Source organism: Rhizobium sp. AAP43 (assembly GCF_001296045.1).
Taxonomy (GTDB): Bacteria; Pseudomonadota; Alphaproteobacteria; order Rhizobiales; family Rhizobiaceae; genus Allorhizobium.
In genome coordinates, this window is sequence record NZ_LJHS01000002.1 from 1 (window position 1) to 25946 (window position 25946).

Genomic DNA, 25946 nt, shown 5'->3' on the forward strand with positions numbered 1-25946 from the left:
GGAGCGATCCCGACCGGCGGCGAAGCTTGGTTTTTTGACAGATTGAACACCACCGCTTCCCCCTCATCCTGAGGTGGGAGCGAATGCGACCCTCGAAGGACGAGGCCACCCCGCCACCCCTCATGCTGAGGCGGGAGCGAATGCGACATCAGAAGCACGAGGCCAGCCCAGCCAGGTTGATGGGATGCTTCGAGGCCCGCGCTCTGCGCGTGCGCCTCAGCATGAGGGCCGAGCGCACTCAGCCCTCCCTCTCCCACAGTGGGGAGAGGAGCCACGGCGATACCCGCCGTCTTCCTCGGGCTTGTCCCGAGGATCTGCCAAGGCCGGCAGCGGGGGAGACGGTTCTGTTGCAAGAGGCCCAACTCTTGCAAAGCGCCACTTGGCCGCAAGCATGCGAGAAGGGGCGCCAAGCGCCCCAACCCTGTTTCTCAAGCCGCCTTGGCAGCAGCACCATAGGGGTCGAACCGACCATAGAAGGTTTCGCCCTTGGCGGCGAGGTCCTTCAGGAGCGGTGTCGGCTGGAAGTGGTCGCCATAGGATGCGGCCAATGTTTCGCAGAGTTCCACAAAGGTCTTCACGCCCATGCCGTCGATGTAAGACAGCGCACCACCGGTGTAAGGCGCGAAGCCGAAGCCGAGGATGGAGCCGATATCGGCTTCGCGGGGATCGGTGACGATGCCTTCCTCGACAGTGCGGGCCGCTTCGAGCGCGATGGTGGCCAGGAAGCGCTGCTGCAGAACCTTGACGTCAACGGCATCCGGTTTCTGCTGCGGATAGAGGTCCTTCAGGCCCGGCCAGATATGCTTCTTGGCGGGCTTTGCCGGATAGTCGTAAAAACCCTTGCCATTCTTGCGGCCGCGGCGATCGAGGTCATCGACCATCTTGTTGATCAGCGACATGTGCTCGACCTTGACCGAGCTTGCCCCAAGATCCGCAATCGAGGCCTTCATGATCTTCTGGCTGAGATCGACGGCGACTTCGTCGTTGAGCGACAGCGGGCCGACCGGCATGCCGGCGAACTTGGCGGCATTTTCGATCATGACCGGCGGCACGCCTTCGGCCAGCATGTCATAGGCTTCGTTGATGTAGCGGAAGACGCAGCGGTTGACGAAGAAGCCGCGGGTGTCATTGACGACAATCGGGGTCTTCTTGATCGCGGCGACGTAATCGAGCGCCACGGCCAGCGCCTTGTCGCCGGTTTCCTTGCCGAGAATGACTTCGGTCAGCATCATCTTTTCGACGGGCGAGAAGAAGTGGATGCCGATGAAATCGACCGGGCGCTTGGAGTTTTCGGCCAAGCCGGTGATCGGCAGGGTCGAGGTATTAGAGGCGAAGATTGCGCCTTCCGGCAGCACGGCCTCGACCTTCTCGATCACGGCCTTCTTGACGTCACGATCCTCGAAGACAGCCTCGATGACCAGATCGGCATCGGCGAGCAGCGTATAATCGTCGGACGGTGTGATCAGGGCGAGCAGCTTGTCGCCGTCATCCTTGGTCATCTTGCCCTTACCGACGGCACCGGCGACGAGGCCTTCGCAGACGGATTTGCCTTTGCCCGCAGCCTCCATGTCACGATCGATCAGCACGACCGGAATGCCGGCAGCGGCCGTTACATAGCCGATGGAGGCGCCCATGAAGCCGGCGCCGACGACGCCAACCTTCTTGAGTTCCGTCTTCGGCTGGCCGGCCGGGCGGCGGGCGCCCTTGTTAAGCTCCTGGAGCGAGACGAACAGCGAGCGGATCATCGAGAAGGCTTCGGTGGTCTGCAGGATTTCGGTGAAGTAGCGCTGCTCGATCCTGAGGCCGGTCTCGAAGGGCACCTGCAGGCCTTCGTAGACGCTTTTCAGGATGGCAAGCGCTGCCGGATAGTTGCCGGCGGTTTCGCGGCGCAGGATGGCGGAAGCGGCCGGCCAAAGCTGGGCAGCAGCCGGTGTCCAGATGCCCCCGCCGGGAACCTTGAAGCCCTTTTCGTCCCAGGGGGCGACCGGCTTCAGACCGTCCTTGATCATCTGCTTGGCAGCGTTGATCAGCTCACCCGGCTCGACGGCCTGGTGGATGAGGTTCATCGCCTTGGCACGGGCGGCCGTCAGGCTCGAGCCCGTGGTCATCATCTGCAGGGCATCCTGCGTGTTGGCGAGACGTGCCACGCGCTGCGTGCCGCCGGCGCCGGGGAAGATCCCGACCTTGACTTCCGGAAGCGCGATCTTGACCGACTTGGCATTGGAGGCGACGCGACCATGGCAGGCGAGCGAGAGTTCGAAGGCGCCGCCCATGCAGGTGCCATTGATGGCGGAGACCCAGGGCTTGCCATTGGTTTCGATCTTGCGCCACAGCCAGGTCATCCGCCCGACGGCCTCGAAGATCTTCTGGATGGCGCCGGCCGGGTCCTTGGCCCGCTCGGCTGCGATCGTCTCAAACATGCCCTTGATCATGGTCAGATCAGCGCCGCCGGAGAAGGTCGACTTGCCGGAGGTGAAGACCACGCCCTTGACGCCGTCATCGGCCACCGTCTGGTCGATGATCTTTTCGATCTCGTCCATGACTTCAACGGTGAAGACATTCATCGACTTGTCGGGCATGTCCCAGGTCACGAGGGCAATGCCGTCTGCGTCGGTCTCGATGGTGAAATTCTTGTAGGTCATGTTGGGATTCCTCTTCCCTAGATGTCGCCGATGTCGCCGCCGCTCCTCGTTGGGTGCGATCTGGCGGGGTTAAGCCCCTCCCCCTTGTGGGGAGGGGTTGGGGAGGGGATCGTGTGCAAAAGGCCCCTCCCGCCTGCCGGCCACCCTCCCCACACGGGGGAGGGTTAGACCCCATCAAACGCGCTCGATTACCGTCGCCGTGCCCATGCCGGCGCCGATGCAGAGCGTGACCAGCGCGGTGTTCAGGTCGCGGCGTTCCAGCTCGTCGAGAACCGTGCCGAGGATCATCGCGCCAGTAGCGCCCAGCGGATGACCCATGGCGATTGCGCCGCCAGCGACATTCATCTTGGAATGGTCGACGTTGAAATGCTGCATGAAGCGCAGGACGACGGCGGCGAAGGCTTCGTTCAGTTCGAACAGGTCAAAGTCGGAGATCTTCATGCCGGTGCGCTTCAGGAGCTTTTCGGTCACGTCAACCGGGCCGGTCAGCATGAGCGCCGGATCGGAGCCGATATTGGTGAAAGCGCGGATACGGGCACGCGGCTTCAGGCCCATCGAGTCACCACCGGCCCTGGAGCCGACGAGAACGGCGGCAGCGCCGTCGACGATACCGGACGAGTTCCCGGCGTGGTGGATGTAGTTGATCCGCTCGATTTCCGGATGGGCCTGGATGGCCACGGCTTCGAAGCCGCCCATTTCGCCGGGCATCTGGAAGGAGGGCTGCAGGCTGGCAAGAGACTGCATGTCGGTGCCAGGACGCATGTGCTCGTCGCGGTCGAGGATGACGAGGCCGTTACCATCCTTCACGGGGATGACGGACTTGGCAAAGTTGCCGGCAGCCCAGGAGGCGGCGGAGCGCTTCTGGCTCTCGACGGCATAGGCGTCGACGTCGTCCCGGGTGAAGCCATACTTGGTGGCGATCAGATCGGCGGACACGCCCTGCGGCATGAAATAGCCGGGGAAGTTGACCGAGGGGTCCATGTACCAGGCGCCGCCCGACATGCCCATGCCGACGCGCGACATGCTTTCGACACCACCGGCAATGACGATGTCGTCGGAGCCTGCCACGACCTTGCCGGCAGCAAGGTTGATGGCATCAAGGCCGGAGGCGCAGAAGCGCGAGATCTGAATGCCAGGGGCGGCGAAATCATAACCGGCCTCGAAGGCGGCGGCCTTCGGGATGACGGCGCCGGCTTCCATGACCGGATCGACGCAACCGAAGATGATGTCATCGACGGTCGATGTGTCGAGGCCGTTGCGGTCGCGCAGTGCTTCCAGCGTCTTGGCGGCCAGACGCGGGGTCGGCACTTCGTGCAGCGAACCGTCCTTCTTGCCGCGGCCGCGGGGCGTGCGTACGTGGTCGTAAATGAAGACTTCAGTCATCGTCTCTCTCCCTTGGGCGCACAGGGGCGCCGGAATTTTTTCCCTCTTCTCCCCAGCGGGGAGAAGTGCCGAGCGAATGCGAGGCGATGAGGGGGCCGATTGCGCAAGCGCCCCCTCATCCCAGGCGCAACGCGTTGCGCCTAACCTAATGGGCCACCTTCTCCCCGATGGGGAAAAGGGGAAGATCAAAACGCCTCGGCGGCCATTTCCATCAGGCTGTCGGCACCGGTTTCGATGCGGGCCTTGCGCAAGGCCGTCTCCGGCATGACCTTTTCCATGTAGAAGCGGCCGGTCAACAGCTTGTTCTTGTAGTAGTCGGCATCGCCGGAACCGGACGCCAGGTTGTCGTTCGCCGCCTTGGCCATCTTGGCCCACATATAGCCGAGCACGACGAGGCCGAAGAGGTGCATGTAGTCGGTGGAGCCGGCACCGGCATTGTCGGGCTTGGCCATGGCGTTCTGCATGAACCACATGGTCGCGGCCTGCAGGTCGTTCAGGCCCTTCTTCAGGCTCTTGGTGAAGGCGGTGAGGTTCTCGTCCGACCGATTTTCTTCGCAGAAATCACCGATTTCCTTGAAAAGCGCCATGACCGCACGACCGCCATTGAGGCCGAGCTTGCGGCCGACGAGGTCAAGCGCCTGGATGCCGTTGGCACCTTCGTAGATCATCGCGATGCGGGCATCGCGGACATACTGGGACATGCCCCATTCTTCGATATAGCCGTGGCCGCCATAGACCTGCTGCGCCATGACGGCGTGGTCGAAGCCCTTGTCGGTCAGGACACCCTTCAGGATCGGCGTCATCAGGCCGAGGATATCATCTGCCGCCTGACGCTCAGCAGCATCGGTAGAGCGGTGGGCGATGTCGGACTTCAGCGCCGTCCAGAGCGTGAAGGCGCGACCGGCTTCGTTGAAGGACTTGATCGTCAGCAGAGCGCGACGGATATCCGGGTGCACAATGATCGGATCGGCCTTCTTTTCCGGCGCCTTGACGCCCGACAGAGAGCGGCCCTGGATGCGTTCGCGGGCATAGTTTGCGGCGTTCTGATAGGCGATTTCGGAGATCGACAGACCCTGCAGGCCAACGCCCAGGCGGGCCTCGTTCATCATGACGAACATGGCCGCCAGGCCCTTGTTCTCGGCGCCGATCAGGTAACCGGTCGCCTCGTCATAGTTCATCACGCAGGTCGCGTTGCCGTGGATGCCCATCTTGTGCTCGATGGCACCGCAGGTGACCGTGTTGCGGCTGCCGACCGAACCGTCGTCGCCGACCATGAACTTCGGCACGATGAACAGCGAGATACCCTTGGTGCCCTCCGGTGCGCCTTCGATACGGGCGAGCACGAGATGGATGATATTATCCGACATGTCGTGTTCGCCGGCGGAGATGAAGATCTTCTGGCCGGAAATCTTGTAGGAACCGTCACCGTTCGGAACGGCCTTGGTCCGCAGCAGGCCGAGGTCGGTGCCGCAGTGCGGCTCGGTGAGGTTCATCGTGCCGGTCCAGACGCCTTCGACCATCTTCGGCAGGTATTTCTGCTTCTGCTCGTCAGAGCCATGCACCAGGATCGCGGCGATCGCGCCCTGGGTCAGGCCCGGATACATCATCAGCGCCATATTGGCGGATGACATGTATTCACCAACGGCGGAATGCAGCGTGTAGGGCAGGCCCTGGCCGCCGTATTCGGCCGGGATGGACAGGCCGAGCCAGCCACCCTGACAGTAGGCGTCATAGGCCTGCTTGAAGCCCTTCGGCGTCTTGACCGAAGCGTCATCGGCGCGGACGCAGCCTTCCTGGTCGCCGGAAAGGTTGAGCGGGAAAAGCTGCTCTTCCGCAAGCTTTGCCGCCTCACCGACAATCGCCTCGACCATATCCGGGGTCGCGTCCTCAAAGCCGGGCAGATTGTTGTAGCGCTCCAGGCCAAGGACGTCGTTGAGAATGAAAAGCGTGTCGTTCACGGGGGCCTTGTAGACGGGCATCGGGCATCTTCCTCCAAAGACAAAATTCCGACCGGATCGGACTGGGTGTGCTTATACAAATAATTGACGTGCGCGTAAACGTCAAAGTTCTCTCTGATGTTTTTTTGCCGCGCCAGCCCTCGCCCCTCCGACGATGAAACTGGCACAGGCTGGCTGGAACCGGAAGGTCACGCGGAGGCGCATCGTCCTGAAGCCAAAAAGAGAATTTTACCCATGTCTTAACTGCTTCTTTACCATGTTTCCCGAAAAGTTGACGTGAAAGCCGGTGATCCGCAATCGATTCCGACCGTGCCGCAACACATCCCTTTCTGGGCGTGACGCGGAGGTCGAAATTCCGAAGCACCAGCGACCCCATCCGCGGCATCGGCTCCGGCCGACACCATCGAAGCGAGCAGAACATGAACGGATCTCGATCCCCCTCCCAGCGCCCCGGCGGCACGTCTTCGCTGGACGCGCTGAGCCGCACCATTGAAGGGCTCGAGGCACGCATCGGGGACCTGATGGAACAAAGCGGACGCCGCCGCGAGGAACCCGCGCGGGAAATGTTCCGCCGGCCGGACGAAGCGCCGCGTACGGACAGCCCGTTCCGGCCCGACCCATTGCGCGAAATCCGCGAACGCCAGCGTGCGCTTGAGGAAAGCCGCAATCGCCTGCCCGAGCGCCCGCCCGTAGTGCAGCGTGCAACCGATATGCTGCCGCCGCAGACGGTCGCAAAGCGTGAACCCTTGCCACAGGCACCCGTACTCCGGGAGCCCGCAGCCCGCGACACCCAAACGGCTTATGCGCCGCGCCAGCCGATGCGCAGCCAGGAGCGTGAAACAGATTTTGCCCATGCGCTGATCGGTCTCCGGCAGGACCTGAAGAAGGACATTGCCGACAGCCTGTCCCGCGAAGTGCTGGGCCTGCGCGAAGAAATGCGCTCGATCCGGGCGCTGGCGGAAGACAGCCGCCCGAACGACATGATGCGCGCAGACATTGCCCGCCTCGCCGATGGCATCCAGCATCTGGACGCCTCCCGGACCCCCGGCACGGATGGTCTTCGCGAAGACTTCAACGCCCTTCGCTCCCTGATGGACGGGCTTGCCCGCGAAGATTCCGTCGAGCGGATGGAGCGCCGCTGGAACGATGTGGAAGTTCGGCTTGACCAATTCGATCCGGATGCGCTGCGCGAGGAGATCCTGCGCCTGGCCGACCGGCTGGACAGCATCAAGGCCCAGCTCGGCGGCATGGCCGACAGCGGCGCAATCCGGATGCTGGAAGACAAGCTGGTGACGGTCGCCTCGGCGCTCGAACAGATCAGCGCGCAGATGGACCCGAACGAACGCCTCGTGATGGAGCAGTTTGCCGGGCTCGACATCCGACTGGATGAGATCAGCCGCGCGATTGCTGCCAGCCGCACCAATACCTCGACCGATCCGGCCAACTTTCAGCGGCTCGAAGAGCGGCTGGTTTCGCTGGCGATGCAGATCGAAGACCTGGCGGTCCGCCCGACTTCGGAGCCCGACACTTCGCGCGAGCTCGCCGATCGGCTGGAAATCCTGGCCGAGCGGATCGAGCAGCTATCGGCCGAACAGAGTGCGGCCCGGATCGAAGAACGGATCGACCAACTGTCGCTGATGCTGGAACAGAACCGCCAGCCCTCCGACATGCCGGAACTGACCGGCTATCTCGCCGATATCTCGCGCAAGATCGATGCCTTTGACCATGGCTCGGCCAATGATCGCCTTGCCGACCGGCTGGAAATCCTGGCCCGCCGGATAGAAGAGCTGGACATGCCGGCCGCGACTGCAACCATCGACGACAGCGCCCTGCGCGACCTCGAAGGCCGACTGAATGCCGTGGTCGACCGGCTGGAAGAAAGCCATGTGACCCAGCCGGGCCTCGAAAGCGCCAGCCTGCGCGGGCTTGAAGAGCAGATCGCCCATCTTTCGGCCCTGATTAGCCAGCCGTCGTCGAACCCGGACGTATCTGACCGGATCGCGGCGCTGGAAGACTATGTTGCGACCAGCGACGAATACATCATCGAGGCCGCCCGCCAGGCAGCCGAAACGGTGATGGCGAATTTCTCGCAGTACAACGCACACTCAGGGAGCGCCAATAGCGGCGATATCACCGCGCTTTCGGCGCTTGCCGAACATCTGAAGCAGCTCGAAGATTACTCGCGTCACTCGGAAGAGCGGACCCACCGCACCTTCGAGGCGCTGCACGACACGCTTGTGCAGATCGCTGGAAGGCTCGATGAATTGCACGAGTCCGCCCATCACGATGGCGGAACCGCGGCCCATGCCGCACAGCCGGCCGCGCCGCAGTGGAGCCAGCCGGCAGCCTATGCCGCACCGGCCGTTTCCGCGATGACGCGGCTTGCCGATGAAGATACAGCGCCGCAGACCATCCGCCAGCCGGAACCGGAGCCTGTCGTCCAGCCGAGCTTCCGCGTGCCGGAAGCAGTACCTGCACCAGAGCCGGTCCAGCCCGTTTCGCATCATCCGATCGACGAGGAACTGCTCGCGGCTGCCGATGAATTTGCCCAGTCGATGACGGCACTTCCCGTCATTGAGGCCGAACGGCAAAAGGCGGAGACCAAGCCGAGCCTTTTGGCCGGGCTTGGCCGAAAGATTTTGCCGGGCCGGAAGGATACCCAGCCGCCCGCGACGCCAAAGGCGACCCCAGCTGCGGCCAAGGCAACGGGCGAAGCGCGGACCTTCATCGAGCCCTCGCCCTCCATTGATCCGGTCGACGTGCTGCCGCAGGACGACGCCAATGAATTGCTGGAGCCGGGCTCGGGTGCGCCTGATGTCCGCAAGATCCTGGAACGGGTGCGTGCGAGCCAACAGGCCCAGTCGCGCCAGAGCCCCACGGACGCGCGCGATGCCGACCGGACCGACTACATTGCCGCTGCCCGTCGTGCCGCCCAGGCCGCTGCGATGGAGATGAACCGCGCGCAGAAGACCGGAACGACTGCCCGGGCAAGCGCCGAGGACAAGGCGAGGGATGCCGGAAAAGGGGCCGAGAAAACGTCCCTGTTCGGTCGCTATCGTCGTCCGATCCTGATTGCCGTTGGCGCCATTCTGCTCGCGGCCATGGCAATGCCGCTGGTCAACACCTTCATGCAGACGCCGGCGCCTGCGCTCGTCGAAGAACCCGCCGTCGTTGAGCCGCAGGCGGCTCCTGCCGAGACGGGTGACGAAAGCGGCGCCATCGACATGCCGGCCGCCGGTGATGCCGGACAGGCCGAGACCAATCTTGCGGCCGCCAGCCCCAAGGATAGCGTGACGGCGCCGATTGTGAGAGCCGTAGAGGCCGATCCGCAGCCGCTGCTCGACGGCCCTGCCACGGTAAACCCTGCCGCAGTCGACACCCTTGAACCGGCTGGACCGCTGGCCGCGGCCAGCACGCTTGCCCCAATTCCGCAGGAGACTGTTGCAGCACCTGCTAAGACTGCCGCCAGCGATACGGTAGCCGCACCGGCTGCAGCTACGGCAGACGTGATCGAGGTGCCAGCCGCAATCACACCGGCCTCGCTCGTGACCGCGGCCAAGCGTGGCGATGCAGCCGCGCTGTTCGAGATCGGCGCTCGCTACACGGACGGCCGTGGCGTTCCGAACGATTTTGCCGAAGCTGCGAAATGGTACAAGCTTGCTGCCGATCGCGGCTTTGCGCTCGCCCAGTATCGCCTGGCAAACTTCCTCGAAAAGGGCACGGGCGTGGCTCCAGATCCAGCCGAGGCGAAGCGCTACTACGAACTTGCCGCCGCATCCGGCAATGCCAGCGCCATGCATAACCTCGCGGTCATGTACGCCTCGGGTCGTGATGGCACGCAGGACTATGCCAAGGCTCTGGAATGGTTCACTTCGGCAGCCGAGCACGGCGTTTCCGACAGCCAGTTCAATCTGGCCATTCTGCTCGCGCGCGGCAACGGCGCGTCGCAGGATCTGGCCGGTTCCTACAAATGGTTCTCGATTGCGGCCAAGGGCGGCGATACAGATGCCGCCCAGAAGCGTGACGAAGTGGCGGGCGCGATGCAGCCCGACCAGCTGGCCCGTGCCAAGGCTGAAGTCGAAGCCTGGAAGGCCAAGCCGCTCGACCCCGACGCCAATTCGGCCAACATGCCGGACGAGTGGTCCGGCCAGGGCCTGAAGACGTCGAGCGTCGACATGAAGAAGGCCGTGCGCAACATTCAGGCAATCCTCAACAAGAACGGTTTCGATGCCGGCACGCCCGATGGCCTGATGGGTGAAAAAACCGTGTCGGCGATCAAGGCCTTCCAGACCTCCGTTGGCCAGGCGCCTACGGGACAGGTGGATGACAAGCTGGTCAGCGCGCTTTTGACGCGCAACAAGTGAGGCTCGTCACAGAAGGCACAAAATCAGGCCCTATGGGTGGCGTGTTGGTTGACTCGCACGTCCTGCGGGGCGCATGAATGAAACTGGCTGGGACCAAGCCGTATCAAGGGCTTGGACCAATTTTGAAGCGCAATCTGTAGCGGGCGTGACGCGGCCCGGAACATGACCGTGCCGAAAGGCGCGGCACATTGCATTTGGGGTCCGAAGTGACGATCTATCTGCCGATCGCCGAGTTGTCGGTCAATGTGTTCATCATCCTCGGCATGGGCGCGGCTGTCGGCTTCCTCTCGGGCATGTTCGGGGTGGGTGGCGGCTTCCTGATTACCCCGCTTCTGATTTTCTACAACATTCCTCCAGTGGTGGCCGTCGCCACTGGCGCCAATCAGGTCGTGGCTTCCTCGGTGTCCGGTGCGATCACCCATTTTCGGCGTGGCACGCTCGACATAAAGCTTGGCACCATGCTTCTGCTCGGAGGCCTTGCGGGGGCCACGGTCGGTGTGTGGATCTTCTCCTGGCTGCGCCGACAGGGTCAGCTCGACCTGATCATTTCGCTGCTCTACGTGGTTTTCCTCGGCACAGTCGGCGGCCTGATGCTGATCGAAAGCGTGCGGGCGCTCCGGCGTGCGTCTCGCAACGAAACCGTTGCGCTCAAACGTCCCGGCCAGCACAACTGGGTGCACCGGCTACCGTTCAAAATGCGGTTCAAGAAGTCGAAGATCTATCTGAGCGTCATTCCGATCCTCGGGCTCGGCTTTGCGATCGGCATCCTGACTTCGGTCATGGGCGTTGGTGGCGGTTTCATCATGGTGCCGGCCATGATCTATCTCCTGCGGATTCCGACCAATGTCGTTGTCGGCACGTCGCTGTTCCAGATCATCTTCACCACCGCCTACACGACCATCGTGCAGGCCTCGACAAACTACTCCGTCGATATCGTGCTTGCCTTCACGCTCATGGTTGCCGGCGTGATCGGAGCGCAATACGGCGTGCGTGTCGGCCAGAAACTGCGCGGGGAACAGCTGCGCGCCCTGCTCGGCCTTCTCGTTCTGGCGGTCGGCGTGCGTCTTGCGATCGAACTGGTGGTGACGCCGGACGACATCTATTCGCTGGCCATCGGGGGCTGAGATGAGACAGGCCCTCGCCGCACTTGCCATCCTCGCCTCCACCCTCGCCACCAGCCCGACAGCCCTTGCGCAGAACCCGCTGGAACTCACCCTGACCGGGGGCGAGAGCCTCGACATCGGCACCTCGACCAGCGAAATCGCCATCACCTCCGATTTCGCCGGGGCGGACCTGACGGTTTTCGGCGCCCTGTCGAATGTCGACCAGCTTCTCCTGGCGATCGGCCAGTATGACGTGGTGGTGACGCTGGAGGGACCACGCGACTGGACGACGGTTCGCCGCAAGGAGCGGATGTTCGGCATCTGGGTCAACCGGACCTCGATGAGCTTCGAACAGATGCCGATCTCCTATTCGCTGGCCAGCACACGCCCCGTGGAGCAGATCGCGCCCGCAAAGACACTGACCGAGCTCGGAATCGGCATAGACCATCTGGCACTGACGCCGACCGGCTTCATCAGCACGGCGGCCAATCTGGCCGAGTTCCGCGATGCGTTCCGCCGGCTGAAACAGACCGGGGGGCTCTACCAACGCGATACCGAGGGCGTGCGGTTTGTCTCGTCCAGCCTGTTCAAGGCGACGCTCAGGCTGCCGGCCAATATTCCGAACGGGGTCCATACCGTGCGGGCCTATCTGTTCAAGTCGGGGCAGTTCATCACCGAGCGTGAACAGCCGCTGCGCGTGATCAAGACGGGCCTTGAAGAAGCGATCACGGAAGCCGCGCACGAGCGGCCGTTCCTCTACGGCGTGTTCGCCGTTGTGCTCGCCCTTCTCACCGGCTGGATTGCGAGCCTGATTTTCCGCAAGGACTGAGCGGCGCCGTTAGCCTGCGGCCATGCGGGCCTTCACCGCGAGATAGGCCTGCGTCAACTCGGCCAGGACATCACGGGCCTCCGGATTTCGCGGCGCACCGGTATGTGCCACGCGCAGTTCGGCCATGAATTCCTCCCAAAGTGGGGGGCCGCCTTTTTCCAATATCTCAGCGCGTATGGCGAGATCCTCGCTGACCGGCAGATGCCGGCGTCCCCATGCGCCCATCATGGCAAGCAGAGGTACAAGTTCGATCGCCGGTTCCGTGAGGCTGTAGATACCCTTCTGTTTGTGGGCGGGATCATCCACCCGCGAGAGCAGCCCGTTGGCCACCAGCCGCTTTAACCGGTCCGCGAGGATGTTGGAGGCGATCCCTTCTTCCGACTGCTGCAACAGCTCGCGGAAATGCCGACGATTGCCGAACATCACGTCGCGAATGACGATCAGGCTCCAGCGGTCGCCCAGAACTTCCAGTGTCAGATTGATCGGGCAGCCCGAACGTTGCGAGGTCATATCCCATCTCCAAACCGATTGCGGTTTGCCATCAGTTGATGTAGCAATCAACCGATTGCAAGATGCAACCAGATGAGAGGAGGCGAGTATGCGCAAACTGGTGGGATGGAACCTGATGTCTCTGGACGGGTATTTTGAGGGTGAAACCCCTTGGGATCTCGCGTTTCACCACGTGGCATGGGGTGACGATCTGCGCCGCTATGCGCTGTCGCTCGGGGAGGAAACGGATTTCATCGTCTTTGGCCGAAGGACTTATGAAGGCATGGCTGCCTATTGGCCGGAGGCAACCGAAGAACTTGAGATCAAGACCTATATGAATGCCAAGGCCAAGGGTGTCGCGAGCCGAAGCCTGACAGATGCCCAGTGGAACAATACACGGGTGCTAAGGGATGCCGTCGCCGAGCTTGCGGCTATGAAGACGGAGCCCGGCAAAACCATCTTCATCTTCGGTAGCGCGGAGTTTCAACATGCTCTTCTGGAGGCAGGGTTGGTCGATGAACTGCGCGTCTGCGTGGTGCCGATCCTGCTTGGCAAGGGGACCCCGCTGTTCAAGCCATCGGACCACGCGCAGCGGCTCACCCTGATCGAGGCACAGCCGGTCGAAACCGGCGCCACCATTCTGCGCTATGCGGTGAATGCCGGCTGAGCGCGGGCACGTCAGCCCATCAGATTGCCGTAGCGCACCGAATAGATGCGATCCCGACCGAGCAGATGGGCGATCAGATCGGCGCGGGCAAAGAGGCCGGTAAAGGCCTTGTGGCGCAGGTCAAGCCCGCCGGTGGTCACGCCAAAGGAGGGCATGATCATGCGGCTGCCATCGGTCGCAAAACATGGGCGGCGGACGGATTTTTCCCGCCGACGAACAGTGGCGGCCGGATGCAGGTGGCCGGCGACCTCGCCGCGGCCATGGGCGAGCGACGGTTCGTGACGGAAGGTAAGGCCCGCCAGCCGGTATTCGTCGACGGAGTTTCCGGGCAGATTAATTGTGCCGTCCGGATCGTGATTGCCGTTGATCCAGACGATATCGCGACCGCGGGCGATTGCCGAGATCATTTCGCGGAAGGGCAAGGGCATCAGCGCAGACCCAACGCGATCATGGAAATTGTCGCCGAGGCTGATCACGGTCTTTGGCTGGTAGCGGGTGACGACGGCTTCGAGGAGCTTCAACGTTGCCTGCGTATCATAGGGCGGCAGCAACTGGCCGCGCCGGGCGAAGGCAGCACCCTTTTCCAGATGCAGGTCGGAGACGACGAGGGTGTCGTGATCGGGCAGATACAGGGCACCCGACAAATCGCAGACGGCCGCCACGCCCGAGAGCACGATCTCGGCCGACATCTCCAGCCCATCATTTGGCGCGATACGCCTTGGCGTCAAACTCGTCATGTCCCGATCCTGCGGTGCCGGCGCTTCATAGCCGGTTCGCCGTCCTCACGCCATCGCTTCGGCAATCAAATCCTCTGCCGCCATGGAGAGAACGTGCTCCTGGGCTTCGCCTGAGACCGGCTCCTTGCCGATTTCCAGCATGACCGGAACGGCGAGCGGCGAGATCTGGCTCAGGCGCTTGTGGAGGATGTGCCCCTTGATTCGCGCCAGCATATCGGCAAGCCGGCCGATATCCAAAAGCCCGGAAGCCGCATCCTGCCGTGTCGCCTGTAGTAGGATGTGGTCCGGCTCATGACTGCGCAACACATCATAGATCAGATCGGAGGACACCGTGACCTGCCGGCCGGACTTTTCCTTGCCGGGATGACGCTGCTCGATCAGGCCGGCGATAACAGCACAATTGCGGAAAGTGCGCTTCAACATGAAGCTCTCGTCGAGCCAGGTTTCGAGATCGTCGCCCAGCATGTCCTGATCGAAGAGGTCTGAGAGGCTGAAGGCGCCACGCGCGATCAGCGATCCCATATCCTCAAGTCCCCAGACGGCGAGCGCATAATCGGTCGCGACGAAGCCGAGCGGTTTGGCGCGCATGCGTTCCAACCGGCGGGTGAGCAGCATGCCAAGCGTCTGATGGGCAAGCCTGCCCTCAAAGGCATAGATCACCATGTAGAAGCGCTCGCCACGCGGGAAGGTCTCGATCAGCAGATCGCCGCGCTTCGGCAGGATGGATTTTTCCTGCTGCAGGGACAGCCAATCGCGGACCTGCTCCGGCAGTGCGGCCCGGCGGGCGGGATCATCCAGCATGGCGCGCACCTGATCGGCGAGATAGGTGGAAAGCGGGAATTTGCCGCCGGCATAGGCGGGGATCTTCGGGTCCATCGAAAAGGCATTGGAGACAAGGCATTCATTGTCGCGAATGCCTTCGAAGCGCAGCACCTTGCCGGCAAAGAGGAAGGTATCGCCCTGGGTCAGTTGCTCGAAGAAATACTCCTCGACCTTGCCCAGCGTCATGCCGCCCCGGCCAATGGAGCCGAGCTGGTTGCGCTTGACCAGACGAACATTGAGCATGGGCATTTCGACGATGGTGCCGAGGTTGAGGCGGTATTGCTGCACGACCTGCGGATTGGACACTCGCCACAGCCCCTCCTTCGTTTTTCGGATGCGGGCATAGCGCTCATAGGTTCGGAGCGCATAGCCGCCAGTCGCGACGAAATCGACGATGCGGGCAAAGGTATCGCGCGGGAGCGCCGCATAGGGCAGCGCGGTGGTGACTTCGGCGAAGAGCTGGTCTTCATCGAAGGCTTCGGCGCAGGCCATGCCGAGCACATGCTGGGCGAGGACATCGAGCGAGCCCTCCCCCACCGGCGGCGTGTCCTGGGCGCCGATATAGTTGGCATCCAGCGCCGCCTGACATTCCATGACTTCGAAGCGGTTGGCCGGGACGAGGATGGCGCGCGAGGGCTCATCCATGCGGTGATTGGCGCGGCCAATGCGCTGGGCAAGCCGGGACGCGCCCTTGGGCGCACCGACATGCACAACAAGATCGACATCACCCCAGTCGATGCCGAGATCGAGCGTCGAAGTGGCGACCACGGCGCGCAGCCGGTTTTCGGCCATGGCGGCTTCCACCTTGCGGCGCTGCGAGACATCAAGCGAGCCGTGATGGAGGGCGATCGGCAGATTGTCGTCATTGACCGTCCAAAGCTCCTGAAAGAGCATCTCGGCCTGGGAGCGGGTGTTGACGAAGAGCAGCGTGGTCTTGAAGTCTTTGAGGACCTTGTAGACCTCAGGGATAGCGTAATGCGCCTTGTGGCCGGACCAGGGGATACGATCTTCGGTTTGAAGAATGGTGATATGCGGTCGGGCACCGCCGTCGACAGTGATGAGACCGGCTGCGGCCTCGCCCGCCTCAGGCTGGGCGACGAGCCAGCGACGCAGGTCTATGGGTTCGGCGACCGTCGCCGAGAGGCCGATCGTCTGCACACCCGGCGCCAGCTTGCGAAGCCGGGCCAAGGCCAGTGAGAGGAGATGGCCGCGCTTGGAGGTGACCAGCGAATGCAGCTCGTCAAAGATGACGTAGCGCAGATCCTTGAAGAAGCGGGCTGCGTCCGAATGCGAGAGCAGAAGCGCCACCTGCTCGGGCGTGGTGAGCAGGATATCCGGCGGGTTCGTCTTCTGGCGCTGACGCTTGGAAGACGGCGTATCGCCTGTGCGGTTCTCGATGGTGATCGGCAGCCCCATTTCGCCAACCGGCTTCATCAGGTTGCGCTCGATATCGACGGCAAGGGCCTTCAAGGGCGAGATATAGAGCGTGTGAATGCCTGTAAAGGCTTCCCCCGGCTTCTTGCGCCCGCGCTCGGTGAGCTCGGTCAATGACGGCAGGAAGCCGGCAAGCGTCTTGCCGGCGCCCGTAGGCGCGATCAGCAGCAGGCTTTCTCCACCATCCTCGCCGCTGCGGGCCCGCACCAGAAGTTCGAGCTGGTGGTCACGCGGATGCCAGCCCTTTTCGCCGAACCAGCGAAGGAAGGGGGCAGGTAGAAGGCTGATGGCGGAATCAACGGTGCTCACGGGCACAACGTAGAGGACGGCGGCGGAAAGAGAAGAGGGAGCGGGTGACACTCTAATGCGGTCGCGACATCGTCCCGGCGCGCATGGTCCCTGCAGCCCACAGGCCCGCGAACATAACCACTGTCGAGATGAGCGCTGGCGCAAGATGGCCACCAGCCGGGGTCGCCACGGCGAAATTGTAGGCCGTATGCCAAAGTGCGCAAACGAGGATGGATCGCTGAAACGTCAGATAGAGCCAGGACAGAACGAATGCACCGAGGAGAAGGCCTATTCCCCAACCCAGCAGGGCGGGGCCAATCATCTCGCCCATGTTGCGATGCACGAAGAACAATGGCAGATGCCACACGAGCCAAAGCAAAGAAACCCAGAGGGTTGAAGTCAGCGCGGAATGGTTCCCGACCAATTGATCGAAGGCGTAACCTCGCCAGCCAACTTCCTCTCCGAAGCCATTGAGCACAAGGACGAGGATGATCGACGCGAACCAACCCGTGCTTGATGGCACGCCCGGATATTCGAAAAACGCATTCGCGGGAGGCCAATCCAAGCCTTGGGCGCGACTGATCAGGATAACAGCGGCGAGCAGCAAGAGCGGCAAAAGGACAAACGAGATGGCAAGCAAGCGGCGGGGCGGAAAACGCAGACATCTCTGCGCAAGCTCGGACAGCCCGGCCCTACCGTCGAACAAGGCGGTGGAGACGAGTGCGCCCACCATAGGCCCTGCCAGTCCTGGAAGATGCGACGCAGCCGATCCCGGCTCGACCATCTGTCCCATCACAAACATCCAACTCCACCAAGACCAGGAAAAGGCAAGCGTCACACCGTAGAACGTGGCGAGACGACGCACGATAGTTGCAGCTTTCCCTGCGGATCTGACTGTCAAGATCGCCTCACCTCAGCGCGATGTACCGATCCGACCTATGGTTGATGGCAAGGAACAGGTTCAGCACCACGGCGCCGATGATCGAATAGGCAACGACCATGGGGCTGACGACGGCGAAAGCAAGCATCATCACGCAGAGGTCGAAGGCGAGCTGGACGAGGCCGGCGCGGATGCCGAAGCGGTCCTGGATATAGACGGCGAGGATGCCGAGGCCGCCGAGGCTGGCGCGGTGGCGGTAAAGGGCGAGCAGACCGAAGCCGAGCAGCAAGCCGCCGAGCACAGCCGCCCAGACCGGCGCGATGCTGGAAATCACCAGAAAGCGGCTTTCGATCTCGACGATAAAGGAGGTCAAGCCGACGGCGATGAAGGTCTTGATGGTGAAGTCGAGCCCGACGCGGCGCAGCGACAGGATGTAGAACGGCAGGTTGAGGACGAAGAACAGGAGACCGAAGCTCCAGCCGCTCCAGTAGTGCAACACGAAAGCGAGGCCTGCCATGCCGCCGGTCAAAAGACCAACCTGGGCAAGGAAATAGAGGCCGAGGGCTGCGATGAGGCTGCCGGCCAGCAGGCCTTGAAAATCTTCGGCCGGGGTGTGGCGGGCGGGGTTTGAATTCCAGATTCCCAGCATGCTCGTCAATTGCGCCATGACATGTCTCCAGAATGCGTTTCAGAGACCAATGGTACCGCAGAAAGCCCTGAAAACAAGGGCTATAGGTCAGGAAAGCTGACCTATCGATGAGATCGCAAGAAAGCTGCGCTCAGGCGGTCCGCGCCGCAAGAAACAGGATGCCGAAGACCGGTTTTCCGCCATCCATGCGAATGGTGCTGCGAACCAGGGTGAGAGGCTCGAAACCGCTTTCGGCAAGACGGGTACGGACATGGGCTTCGGTGTGGGCGTAACGCAGGCTCTGCGCCAGGACGAATCCATCGCCCTCACCGGCGTCCTCCACCGAAAAGACAAAGAGGGCGCCGGGTGCGGCAAGGTCTGCTGCCAGCGAAAAGGCATTGCCGAGATCGCCGAGATACATCAGCACGTCGGCGGCCGAGACGAGGTCCGCGCGGCGCGTCGGCAGGCCGTCATCAAACAGGCCCGAGCGGACAGCATCGAGCGACAGATCGGACTTGGCGAGAAGGTCGTAGTGCCCCTTCTCCTCGGCCTTGGCCAGCATGTTGACCGACAGATCAAAGCCCTCAAGCCGGGTGACCTTGTGGCGGATCTCGGCGCCAAAGAGGCCTGTGCCGCAACCGAGATCGACGGCCAGATCGAAGCGGCGTTCGTCGTGATCTGCGATCAGGGCTGCGAGCTTGGCCGGGACCGTGTAGTCGAGACGCTCGACGAGCGCCTTGTCGAAGCGGTCGGCATAATCGTCGAACAGCGCCTCGACATAGGCGCTGGGTGGCGCATCCGGCGTGTCTTCCGCGCCGAGAACCGCCAGCTTGAGGCGGGCGCCAAAGAGATCCTGCGGGTCGAGATCCAGAACTTGGCGCAGAGCGGCAATCGCCTTTTCAGCGGTGCCGGCCTTCACCGCATAATCGGCAAGGCTGACGAGGCCAGCCGGCCATGCGGGCGTGATTTCAAGCGCCTGCTCCATCAATTCCACCGCCGCCTCATGTTCGCCATTCTCGGCGAGCATGCGGGCATAATCGGCGCGACGGTCGGCGATGACGTCACCGGACGAAAACTGGTTGGGGTGCATGGGCAGTCTCCCTCGAGGCCTTTCAGCATGGAGAAGGCGCGCGGTCTTGACCGATCGGCGGAAAAAACTCAAGTCCTATTGCAGGACACTGCTTCGGCGACTTGCAGCAATGGCGCGCGCCGCCCATATCTGCGGCGACAACAGGAGATACAGATGGCGGATGGCATGAATCGGTTCCTGGGCGACACGCCGGGCAGAACGCTGGTCAAGCTGATCGTTGTATCGCTGATCGTCGGCTTCGTGATGTCGATCTTCGGGCTCGATCCGATGGACCTCGTCTATGGCATCCGAAATTTCGTGCTCGACCTCTGGCATACCGGCTTCAATGCGCTGGGCGATATCGGCCGATACTTCGTGATTGGTGCGACCGTGGTCATTCCGGTCTTCATTATCCTGCGCCTGTTTGCCTCGCGGAACTGAGCATGACCCTGCCCCTGATCAACCGTCGTCGGCTGCTCGTTTTGTCGGCTGGCGTGATGACTGCCACGCTTGCCGGTTGCCGCACCAGCGAGGTGCTCAATCCGGGCGACGGCCAGTCTCGGGTGGAGACGACCAAGGCGCTGGCCATGGTCAACACGCTGAGATCCGGCAAGGGCTTGTCGACGCTGTCGCGCAATGCGCATGCTGAGGTGGCCGCTGTTGCGCAAGCCAAGCGCATGGCGCGCGCTGGTGAAATGTCGCATCTGATCGGCTTCAAGGACAGCTTCCTTGCCCGGATGAAGGGGCACGAAGTGCCGCTTCCGGCAGCAGAGAATATTGCGACCGGTCAGGATACGGTCGAGCGGGCGGTGCAGGCCTGGATCGATTCCAAGCGGCACCTGGACAACATGCTCGGCGATTTCAAAGGGCTTGGTGTTGCCGTCGCCTGGGATTCCGCTTCCGGCAACCGGCCCTATTGGGCCATGGTGCTTTCGGCCTGAGTGATTCCTCTGCTCCGGTCCTTGCCGGAGCAGCCCATGCAGACCTCTTCGCCGCCCCCCGCCTCCCGGATCCCCGCCTTCCGGACCATTGCCGTCACGCACCGCACGGTGCTGGCGATCGCCGTGCCAATGACGCTGGGTTTCGTTACGACGCCGCTTCTGGGCCTGACCGATACGGCTGTGGTCGGGCGCAGCGGATCGGCAGAGGCGCTGGCGGGACTGGCGATTGCGGCGGCGCTTTTCGATCTGATGTTCGCAAGCCTCAATTTCCTGCGTGCCTCGACCACGGCGCTCGTGGCACAGGCGCAAGGGCGCGGCGACCCATCCGAACTGTTTGCCGTGTTCTGGCGATCAATCCTGCTGTCGCTCGGTTTCGGGTTCGCCATTCTTCTTCTCTCACCGCTCATCGTGGGAGGTGGGCCGGCACTGATGGGGGCTGACGGTCAAGTGCAGTCAGCGGCGGCGACCTATATCGGCATCCGCATTCTGGCCGCCCCGGTGACGCTGTCCAACTTCACGCTGCTCGGCTTTGTGCTTGGCCGCGGCCTGGGCACGGTGGGACTGTCGCTGCAGATCCTGCTGAATGGGGTCAATATCGTGATGTCGATCCTGCTCGGCATCACCTTCGGCTACGGTATTGCCGGGGTTGCCTGGGGAACGGTGATCGGTGAGACGGTTGCCATGCTGGCCGGCTTCGGCTTTCTCGCCTGGCGCTATGGGGCAGCGGCACAGCCGCGCCTTGCGATGATCCGCGACAAGGCCAAGATGATGGCGCTCTTCCGGCTCAACCGGGACATCCTGATCCGGACTTTTTCGCTGATTACAGCCTTTACCGTGATGACCCGGATCGGTGCCGGCTTCGGCGCCGTGACGCTGGCGGCCAATGCCGTGTTGATGAACTTCTTCATGATCGCAAGCTTCTACCTCGATGGCATGGCAACGGCGGCCGAGCAGATAACCGGTGAGGCCGTCGGCGCACGCCAGCGCCCAGCCTTCGAGCGCGCCGTGAAGCTCACGGGGCTCTGGTCCTTGGCGCTTGCACTGGCGAGCCTCGGCTTCTTCCTGGTTTTCGGCGATGCGATCATCGGCTTCATCACCACGGCTGGCGATGTCCGGGCGGCAGCAGAAACCTACCTGCCCTATGCGGCGCTGACTGCTCTTACCGGGGCGCTCGCCTTCCAGATGGACGGCGTCTTTATCGGTGCCACCTGGTCGGTGGAGATGCGCAACATGATGATTGTTGCGCTTGCCGGGTATCTGGCCTCGGTCGCGGCACTGACACCGATCCTCGGCAATCACGGCCTGTGGATCGCGCTCAACGTGTTTCTGGCCCTGCGCGGCATTCTTCTCCTGCTGCGCCTCAAGGCGAAGGCCGATCAGACCTTTGCCGAGAGCCAGTGATCCAGGCGACTGTCGCGCAATTCGCGGATGTTCGAGACCTTTTCCCGATCCATCAAGGCCGACAGACCCCTGACGATGCGGCCGGGCAATGCGGGGCCTTCATAGACCATGCAGGAATAGAGCTGGACCAGATCGGCACCGGCGCGGATCTTTTCAAGCGCCGTCTCGGCCGAGGATACACCACCGACGCCGATGATCGGCAGGCTTTTGCCGACGCGGCTGCGCATGCGCGCCAGAACCGCTGTCGAGCGGTCGAAGAGGGGCGCGCCAGAAAGGCCGCCGGCTTCAGCGGCGACGGACGCGTCCGTCAGTCCATCACGGGACAGCGTGGTGTTGGAGACGATCAGGCCGTCGAGATCATGCGCGCCGATAACTTCGGCAATGTCGTCCATGCCTTCTTCCGTCAGGTCCGGCGCGATCTTCAGGAAGACCGGCAGGCGCTTGCCCGCGCGGATCGCTTCTTCGTCGCGTGCGGCGAGCACAGCTGAGAGAAGTGCATCCAGGCTTTCCTTTGCCTGCAGGTCGCGCAGGCCCGGTGTGTTGGGCGAGGAGATGTTGGCGGTGAAATAGGTGGCGACGGGATAGAAGCGGCGGATGCCGTCGACATAATCCGCGATGCGATCCACGGCATCCTTGTTGGCGCCGATGTTGACGCCGACGATACCCGACCGATTGCCGCGGCCGGAGAGCCGGGCAAGTGCCGCGTCGTGGCCCTCATTGTTAAAACCGAGGCGGTTGATGACGGCACGGTCGCCTTCCAGCCGGAAGATGCGCGGCTTGGGATTTCCGGCCTGCGGCTTGGGTGTCAGGGTGCCAACTTCGGCAAAGCCGAAGCCGAGGGACAGCAGCGCATCCGGGACTTCCGCATTCTTGTCATAACCGGCCGCCATGCCGAGCGGACTGGCAAAGCGGATGCCGGCCACCGTCTGGGCGAGACGCGGATCAGCGGATGTCCGGCATGCCGGGACAAGGCCGGTTTTCAACGCGGCAATCGACAGGCCATGCGCCGTTTCGGCATCGAAAAGGAAGAGGCCGCGACGGCCAAGGGAGAAGAGATCGAGCATCAGCGGGTTTCCTCGAAAGCTGGCGGGAAGACATGAAGGCCATCCTGGCCGAGGGCGAGCGGCTTTTCCCAATGGACTGCGTCGAGCGGCAGATCGGCATAAAGATGCGGGAAGAGATCACCACCGCGCGACGGCTCCCATTTGAGCGCATCGCCAAAGACAGTCGCATCGACGGCGACGAGGAGGAGGCCCGCTTGACCCGAGAAATGCAGGCGGGCCGTCTCGACCGCCTGAGCTGCGGTGGAAAAATGGATGTAGCCGTCCTTCAGATCGATGGGCGCACCCTTGAAAACACCAAGGCGCCGCGCCTCCTGCCACAATTCCTGCGCCACGATCTTGTATATGGTCTTGTCCAAGGTCCGGTCTCTCCCAGATCATGAGGGTGGGTCGGGGTTTGCCGCAAACGAGCACAAATGTCCACGGGCGATGAAGCCCGGCTTGGACCAGAGGAGGTTCCGATGTCGATCCGAAACATCGTCAGCGCGCTTGTCGCGGTCATGCTTTCCGCTCCTGTCGTCTCCGCCCAGGAAACGGACAGCGGTCGCTATACACTGGAGAAATCCGAAAGCGGTTTCGTGCGTCTGGACCGGCAGACAGGCGCCGTCACGCTTTGCACCGAGGCAGAGGGTACGCTGACCTGCCGGATGGCGGCTGATGAGCGCGCGGCCTATGACGCCGATCTCGCACGGCTGGAAAAGCGCATGGAAGCGCTGGAGACGCAGATCGCCTCCGGCACAGCCTCGACAAGCGGCAACCTGCCGAGCGATGCGGAAATCGACCGCTCGATCAGCATCATGGAACGCTTCATGCGGGCCTTTTTCGGCCTCGTACAGACCTTCCGGGATGAGGAAAAGGCACCCGCACCCGATCAAACTTGACGAAACTCAAGGATTTCAGGGCTTTCGCGGCTCGACCATTGTCTAGAGGCACAGCAAGCGCTAAAAGACAGTGACCGCGCCATCTGCGCGCCGATGACATCGCTCTTGGGAGGGGGCTTTGACATGACCGCATCAACCTTCATCATCGCCGACGACCATCCGCTTTTCCGCGGCGCGCTGCGCCAGGCCGTAACCGGCATCGACGGAGACCAGACCATCATTGAGGCCGGCGACTTCGAGGCAGCCCGAGAGGCCGCCGCAGCACATGCCGATGCCGATCTGATGCTACTCGATCTTGCCATGCCCGGTGTCTCCGGCTTTTCCGGACTGATGGCGCTGCGTGCCGAATTCGCCAGCCTGCCGCTGGTGATTGTTTCCGCGACAGACGACGCGGTTACGATCCGCCGTGCGCTTGAACTCGGCGCTTCCGGCTTCATCTCGAAATCGGCCGGCATTGAAGAGATCCGCGCCTCGATCGAGCGGGTGATGGCAGGCGACATCTGCACGCCGCCCGGTTACCAGGATGGGCAGGAGAGCGACCCGGATGTGGCAAATCTGATCAGCCGGCTGCGGACCCTGACACCGCAGCAGAGCCGCGTTCTCGGCATGCTTGGTGAAGGACTGCTGAACAAGCAGATCGCTTACGAACTCGGCGTGTCCGAGGCAACGATCAAGGCGCATGTCTCGGCGATCCTTCTCAAGCTGAAGGTCGACAGCCGGACCCAGGCCGTGATCCAGCTCGGCAAGATCAACATGGCGATGGTTGCCTGACGGCACTTAAGGATTTTATTCCTTTTTGCTTTACGAGCGCGTGCGGCTGCTCTATGGTCTTTAGAGACTGCCGGACAGGATCATCCGACATTGCCGGCGCTGGGTGAGGCGCAATCATGCTTTCGCACGACAGCATATGGGCCGCGATCGACAGGCTCGCCGAACGACATTCCCTGACGCCGTCAGGGCTTGCGCGTCGTGCCGGGCTCGATCCCACCTCCTTCAACAAATCCAAGCGGATTGCGGCCGACGGCCGCATGCGCTGGCCTTCCACCGAATCGATTTCCAAGGTGCTGGAGGCAACAGGCGCCAGCCTGGACCAGTTCATGGGTTTTATTTCGCCCAATGGCGGCAGCGCCCAGAGCCTGCCTCCAGGCTCCTTTCCGCCCAAGGTGAGCTCGATCCCCCTGCTTGGCATGGCCCAGGCGGGCGCCGGCGGCTTTTTCGACGATAGCGGCTTTCCGGCGGGGCAAGGCTGGGACATGGTCGAGTTTCCGGCAGCCCCAGGGTCTGCGGGTGGCGTCTATGCGCTTGAGGTGCAGGGCGAGAGCATGAAGCCGCTCTATCGTGACGGCGACACCCTGATCGTCGAACCGGGCGCGCAGGTCCGGCGTGGAGACCGCGTGGTGGTCAAGACGCGGGAGGGCGAGGTCATGGCCAAGATCCTCGCCCGACAGACGGCGCGCGCAGTGGAATTGCAATCACTCAATCCAGAACATCCGACGCGTGTCATCGACATGGCGGATGTGGAATGGGTGGCACGCATCATCTGGGCCAGCCAATAGGAAAACGCACCTATGCGTCGTACCCTCATCACGATTGCCGGCATCGGCGGACTGTTCGTCTGGGCCTATCTGGTTGCCAATGCCGGCCATTGGCTCTCCGACGCGCCACCGGATTACGACATACAGGACCTTGAAGTTCCCGACCTGGATGACCTTGATCTGCCAGAGACCGGTGCTGCAGCGCCGACGGTAGAGACAGAGGGCGCAGTAGATGTTGCGCAAACCGCCACCGCCATGGCACCTGCGGGCACGCCGGATGCCGGAAGCGAAAGAGCGCAGGGTACGGTTCGGCCGATCGAGCCTGACGTCTTCGCCTATCCTGCCTTCGCCCCCGCCGGCAATCTCGAACGCATCGAGGCACGCCAGCCGCTGAGCGAAGAGAAGACGGCGGAGAGTGCCCGCGTGACACTGCTTCATCGACCGAACAGCCTGCAAGCCGGCATACTCGGCTTTGGCGCAGAGCAGCGGGTCCGGCTTGCCGATATCAAGGCGACCGATCCCGAGCGCACCTGTCCGGATGCCAGCGGTGGCACATGGCCATGCGGGGCCATGGCACGGACGCAGCAGCGTCTTTTCATCCGCAACCGCTCGGTCGCCTGCGAAACGCTCGGCAACGGCTGGCAGGGGGAAATCCGCTCACGTTGCTGGGTCGGCGCGCAGGATGTGTCCGCATGGCTTGCCAAACAGGGCTGGGCCGAGGCGGAGGCAGGCTCCGGGCTCACCGCTCTTACCGAGCAGGCCCGCAGCGAAGCGCGCGGACTTTTCGCCGCTGTCGCCCCCTGAACAAGGCCCGAGACCACGAAGTGCCGTGGC

22 protein-coding genes are annotated in these 25946 nt (G+C 62.8%); 11 read left to right on the forward strand and 11 right to left on the reverse strand.

The window, feature by feature from the left end:
• Positions 1 to 428 precede the first annotated feature (428 nt).
• The 3 genes from IP76_RS00115 to IP76_RS00125 form a co-directional block, all read right to left on the reverse strand.
• Positions 429 to 2642: a 3-hydroxyacyl-CoA dehydrogenase NAD-binding domain-containing protein gene (locus tag IP76_RS00115; protein WP_054156152.1), complete on the reverse strand. Its 2214-nt coding sequence runs from the start codon at positions 2640 to 2642 to the stop codon at positions 429 to 431.
• A 174-nt stretch (positions 2643 to 2816) separates the two neighbouring features.
• A complete protein-coding gene (locus IP76_RS00120; RefSeq protein ID WP_054156153.1) occupies positions 2817 to 4025 on the reverse strand; it encodes an acetyl-CoA C-acetyltransferase in 1209 nt (402 codons plus the stop codon).
• Between the two features lie 185 nt (positions 4026 to 4210).
• Positions 4211 to 6004, reverse strand: a complete 1794-nt coding sequence (locus tag IP76_RS00125; protein WP_054156154.1) for an acyl-CoA dehydrogenase C-terminal domain-containing protein — start codon at positions 6002 to 6004, stop codon at positions 4211 to 4213.
• A 398-nt stretch (positions 6005 to 6402) separates the two neighbouring features.
• On the opposite strand from IP76_RS00125, the gene IP76_RS00130 reads away from it, so the two are divergent.
• The 3 genes from IP76_RS00130 to IP76_RS00140 all read left to right on the forward strand — a co-directional run bounded on the left by IP76_RS00130 (position 6403) and on the right by IP76_RS00140 (position 12279).
• The gene (locus IP76_RS00130) at positions 6403 to 10347 is read left to right on the forward strand and encodes a peptidoglycan-binding protein (protein ID WP_054156155.1); all 3945 of its coding nucleotides are present in this window, start codon (positions 6403 to 6405) and stop codon (positions 10345 to 10347) included.
• A 206-nt stretch (positions 10348 to 10553) separates the two neighbouring features.
• Positions 10554 to 11471, forward strand: a complete 918-nt coding sequence (locus tag IP76_RS00135; RefSeq protein WP_054156412.1) for a sulfite exporter TauE/SafE family protein — start codon at positions 10554 to 10556, stop codon at positions 11469 to 11471.
• A 1-nt stretch (position 11472) separates the two neighbouring features.
• Positions 11473 to 12279: a TIGR02186 family protein gene (locus IP76_RS00140; protein ID WP_054156156.1), complete on the forward strand. Its 807-nt coding sequence runs from the start codon at positions 11473 to 11475 to the stop codon at positions 12277 to 12279.
• 9 nt (positions 12280 to 12288) lie between these two features.
• On the opposite strand, the gene IP76_RS00145 is transcribed toward IP76_RS00140, so the two are convergent.
• Complete coding sequence (locus IP76_RS00145) at positions 12289 to 12789, reverse strand: helix-turn-helix domain-containing protein (RefSeq protein WP_054156157.1); 501 nt, start codon at positions 12787 to 12789, stop codon at positions 12289 to 12291.
• Between the two features lie 88 nt (positions 12790 to 12877).
• Here IP76_RS00145 and IP76_RS00150 point away from each other — a divergent pair, with 88 nt between their 5' ends.
• Positions 12878 to 13435: a dihydrofolate reductase family protein gene (locus IP76_RS00150; RefSeq protein WP_054156158.1), complete on the forward strand. Its 558-nt coding sequence runs from the start codon at positions 12878 to 12880 to the stop codon at positions 13433 to 13435.
• An 11-nt stretch (positions 13436 to 13446) separates the two neighbouring features.
• Here IP76_RS00150 and pdeM read toward each other — a convergent pair whose 3' ends face one another.
• The 5 genes from pdeM to IP76_RS00175 all read right to left on the reverse strand — a co-directional run bounded on the left by pdeM (position 13447) and on the right by IP76_RS00175 (position 19314).
• Positions 13447 to 14124, reverse strand: a complete 678-nt coding sequence (pdeM, locus tag IP76_RS00155) for a ligase-associated DNA damage response endonuclease PdeM (RefSeq protein ID WP_054156413.1) — start codon at positions 14122 to 14124, stop codon at positions 13447 to 13449.
• Between the two features lie 93 nt (positions 14125 to 14217).
• Positions 14218 to 16737, reverse strand: coding sequence for a ligase-associated DNA damage response DEXH box helicase (locus IP76_RS00160; protein WP_054156414.1), 2520 nt, complete (start codon positions 16735 to 16737; stop codon positions 14218 to 14220).
• Positions 16738 to 16789: 52 nt separating this feature from the next.
• Entirely contained in the window at positions 16790 to 17617 is an 828-nt protein-coding gene (locus tag IP76_RS00165) for a CPBP family intramembrane glutamic endopeptidase (protein WP_156318428.1), read from the reverse strand.
• Between the two features lie 7 nt (positions 17618 to 17624).
• Positions 17625 to 18263 carry a YitT family protein gene (locus tag IP76_RS00170; protein WP_054156160.1) on the reverse strand — a complete coding sequence of 213 codons (639 nt, stop codon included), beginning with the start codon at positions 18261 to 18263 and terminating at the stop codon, positions 17625 to 17627.
• A 112-nt stretch (positions 18264 to 18375) separates the two neighbouring features.
• Positions 18376 to 19314, reverse strand: a complete 939-nt coding sequence (locus tag IP76_RS00175) for a methyltransferase domain-containing protein (RefSeq protein WP_054156161.1) — start codon at positions 19312 to 19314, stop codon at positions 18376 to 18378.
• A gap of 153 nt (positions 19315 to 19467) precedes the next feature.
• Between IP76_RS00175 and IP76_RS00180 the strand changes: the two genes are divergently transcribed.
• The 3 genes from IP76_RS00180 to IP76_RS00190 are packed head-to-tail and all read left to right on the forward strand — an operon-like array spanning position 19468 to position 21635.
• Entirely contained in the window at positions 19468 to 19734 is a 267-nt protein-coding gene (locus IP76_RS00180; RefSeq protein WP_054156162.1) for a DUF6460 domain-containing protein, read from the forward strand.
• Positions 19735 to 19736: 2 nt separating this feature from the next.
• Entirely contained in the window at positions 19737 to 20234 is a 498-nt protein-coding gene (locus tag IP76_RS00185) for a CAP domain-containing protein (protein ID WP_054156163.1), read from the forward strand.
• Between the two features lie 36 nt (positions 20235 to 20270).
• A complete protein-coding gene (locus IP76_RS00190; protein ID WP_054156164.1) occupies positions 20271 to 21635 on the forward strand; it encodes an MATE family efflux transporter in 1365 nt (454 codons plus the stop codon).
• Here the strand turns inward: IP76_RS00190 and IP76_RS00195 are convergent.
• Both IP76_RS00195 and IP76_RS00200 read right to left on the reverse strand, forming a co-directional pair.
• Positions 21611 to 22699, reverse strand: a complete 1089-nt coding sequence (locus IP76_RS00195; RefSeq protein WP_054156165.1) for a quinone-dependent dihydroorotate dehydrogenase — start codon at positions 22697 to 22699, stop codon at positions 21611 to 21613. The genes IP76_RS00190 and IP76_RS00195 overlap by 25 nt on opposite strands.
• Positions 22699 to 23055, reverse strand: a complete 357-nt coding sequence (locus IP76_RS00200; protein WP_054156166.1) for a DUF952 domain-containing protein — start codon at positions 23053 to 23055, stop codon at positions 22699 to 22701. The genes IP76_RS00195 and IP76_RS00200 overlap by 1 nt, the downstream gene beginning before the upstream one ends.
• A gap of 102 nt (positions 23056 to 23157) precedes the next feature.
• Between IP76_RS00200 and IP76_RS00205 the strand changes: the two genes are divergently transcribed.
• The 4 genes from IP76_RS00205 (at position 23158) to IP76_RS00220 (ending at position 25916) form a co-directional block, all read left to right on the forward strand.
• Entirely contained in the window at positions 23158 to 23577 is a 420-nt protein-coding gene (locus tag IP76_RS00205; RefSeq protein ID WP_197278286.1) for a hypothetical protein, read from the forward strand.
• A gap of 123 nt (positions 23578 to 23700) precedes the next feature.
• Positions 23701 to 24348 (forward strand): response regulator transcription factor, encoded by a 648-nt coding sequence (locus tag IP76_RS00210; RefSeq protein WP_054156167.1) that lies wholly within the window; start codon positions 23701 to 23703, stop codon positions 24346 to 24348.
• A gap of 116 nt (positions 24349 to 24464) precedes the next feature.
• Positions 24465 to 25133 carry a helix-turn-helix transcriptional regulator gene (locus tag IP76_RS00215; RefSeq protein ID WP_054156168.1) on the forward strand — a complete coding sequence of 223 codons (669 nt, stop codon included), beginning with the start codon at positions 24465 to 24467 and terminating at the stop codon, positions 25131 to 25133.
• Between the two features lie 12 nt (positions 25134 to 25145).
• A complete protein-coding gene (locus IP76_RS00220; protein WP_054156169.1) occupies positions 25146 to 25916 on the forward strand; it encodes a thermonuclease family protein in 771 nt (256 codons plus the stop codon).
• Positions 25917 to 25946 lie beyond the last annotated feature (30 nt).

Bases quoted from the DNA above. Each gene is read 5' to 3' on its own strand.
- IP76_RS00125 (WP_054156154.1), bottom strand. From the start codon at position 6,004: ATGCCCGTCTACAAGGCCCCCGTGAACGACACGCTTTTCATTCTCAAC.
- IP76_RS00145 (WP_054156157.1), bottom strand. From the start codon at position 12,789: ATGACCTCGCAACGTTCGGGCTGCCCGATCAATCTGACACTGGAAGTT.
- IP76_RS00175 (WP_054156161.1), bottom strand. From the start codon at position 19,314: ATGCACCCCAACCAGTTTTCGTCCGGTGACGTCATCGCCGACCGTCGC.
- IP76_RS00120 (WP_054156153.1), bottom strand. From the start codon at position 4,025: ATGACTGAAGTCTTCATTTACGACCACGTACGCACGCCCCGCGGCCGC.
- IP76_RS00130 (WP_054156155.1), top strand. From the start codon at position 6,403: ATGAACGGATCTCGATCCCCCTCCCAGCGCCCCGGCGGCACGTCTTCG.
- IP76_RS00220 (WP_054156169.1), top strand. From the start codon at position 25,146: ATGCGTCGTACCCTCATCACGATTGCCGGCATCGGCGGACTGTTCGTC.
- IP76_RS00180 (WP_054156162.1), top strand. From the start codon at position 19,468: ATGGCGGATGGCATGAATCGGTTCCTGGGCGACACGCCGGGCAGAACG.
- IP76_RS00195 (WP_054156165.1), bottom strand. From the start codon at position 22,699: ATGCTCGATCTCTTCTCCCTTGGCCGTCGCGGCCTCTTCCTTTTCGAT.
- IP76_RS00210 (WP_054156167.1), top strand. From the start codon at position 23,701: ATGACCGCATCAACCTTCATCATCGCCGACGACCATCCGCTTTTCCGC.
- IP76_RS00190 (WP_054156164.1), top strand. From the start codon at position 20,271: ATGCAGACCTCTTCGCCGCCCCCCGCCTCCCGGATCCCCGCCTTCCGG.
- IP76_RS00170 (WP_054156160.1), bottom strand. From the start codon at position 18,263: ATGGCGCAATTGACGAGCATGCTGGGAATCTGGAATTCAAACCCCGCC.
- IP76_RS00150 (WP_054156158.1), top strand. From the start codon at position 12,878: ATGCGCAAACTGGTGGGATGGAACCTGATGTCTCTGGACGGGTATTTT.
- IP76_RS00140 (WP_054156156.1), top strand. From the start codon at position 11,473: ATGAGACAGGCCCTCGCCGCACTTGCCATCCTCGCCTCCACCCTCGCC.
- IP76_RS00115 (WP_054156152.1), bottom strand. From the start codon at position 2,642: ATGACCTACAAGAATTTCACCATCGAGACCGACGCAGACGGCATTGCC.
- IP76_RS00185 (WP_054156163.1), top strand. From the start codon at position 19,737: ATGACCCTGCCCCTGATCAACCGTCGTCGGCTGCTCGTTTTGTCGGCT.
- IP76_RS00215 (WP_054156168.1), top strand. From the start codon at position 24,465: ATGCTTTCGCACGACAGCATATGGGCCGCGATCGACAGGCTCGCCGAA.
- IP76_RS00205 (WP_197278286.1), top strand. From the start codon at position 23,158: ATGTCGATCCGAAACATCGTCAGCGCGCTTGTCGCGGTCATGCTTTCC.
- pdeM (WP_054156413.1), bottom strand. From the start codon at position 14,124: ATGTCGGCCGAGATCGTGCTCTCGGGCGTGGCGGCCGTCTGCGATTTG.